Raw genomic sequence first — 619 nt, forward strand, 5'->3', positions numbered from 1 at the left:
CCCGATATCAGGCAGGGGGTTGGCCGCGTGGCGCAATGGCCCGCTCAGGAGGGCGGCCTTCGCCATGTGCAGACCCCGCCCCCCGTTTGGTTGGCAGGCGCATGCAAGGGCAGACCGGTTCCACATGCCACGTATCATAACGTGACAAACGGTGAGCTTTATGCCGATCGGGTAAGCCGCTTCGGCGGCAAGTGCCCCCGCAGTGGAATCAACGGGAAGGGTCCCGGCAGGCTGGTCTCAACGCCATCAGATCCCGCCGTGCGCTTACATCCGGCGCTTGTCCGGTGATGCTGCCCTTGGCCTGGCCATCGGTGATCGAGAAGTCCAGCCGCAGCCGTCCGCCTTCGTTCACCATCGTGCCGTCGCAAGGCGCACTGCTCTCAGAACCAGAACCCGCCAGGCGTCCCATCCGGCGCCTGGCCCACGATGGACAGCGGCATCTGCGCTGCGGCGCCGGGTGCGGTGATCACGCCGTCGGCCTTGCCGTCGGCGTCGAACGCTCCGCCGTCGGTGATCGTGAAGTCCAGCCGCAGCCGCCCGCCTTCGTCCACCATCTTGCCGCCGTAAGGGCTGCTCGCCAAGGTTCACCCAGGTGCCGCCGTGGTCTTGCAGCCAGTAG

The 619-nt window shown here is 67.0% G+C and carries 2 protein-coding genes; both read right to left on the bottom strand.

All coding sequences use genetic code 11. The features are described from left to right. Nucleotides 1-208: 208 nt before the first annotated feature. Nucleotides 209-355, bottom strand: a complete 147-nt coding sequence (locus tag VTU_RS34325) for a hypothetical protein (RefSeq protein WP_169315446.1) — start codon at nucleotides 353-355, stop codon at nucleotides 209-211. A gap of 25 nt (nucleotides 356-380) precedes the next feature. Further along, nucleotides 381-581 (bottom strand): choice-of-anchor U domain-containing protein, encoded by a 201-nt coding sequence (locus tag VTU_RS0124865; RefSeq protein ID WP_010110716.1) that lies wholly within the window; start codon nucleotides 579-581, stop codon nucleotides 381-383. Nucleotides 582-619 lie beyond the last annotated feature (38 nt).

The sequence above is a fragment of the Verminephrobacter aporrectodeae subsp. tuberculatae At4 genome (genome assembly GCF_000193225.1).
Lineage (GTDB): Bacteria > Pseudomonadota > Gammaproteobacteria > Burkholderiales > Burkholderiaceae_C > Acidovorax > Acidovorax aporrectodeae.

Bases quoted from the DNA above. Each gene is read 5' to 3' on its own strand.
- VTU_RS34325 (WP_169315446.1), bottom strand. From the start codon at position 355: ATGGTGAACGAAGGCGGACGGCTGCGGCTGGACTTCTCGATCACCGAT.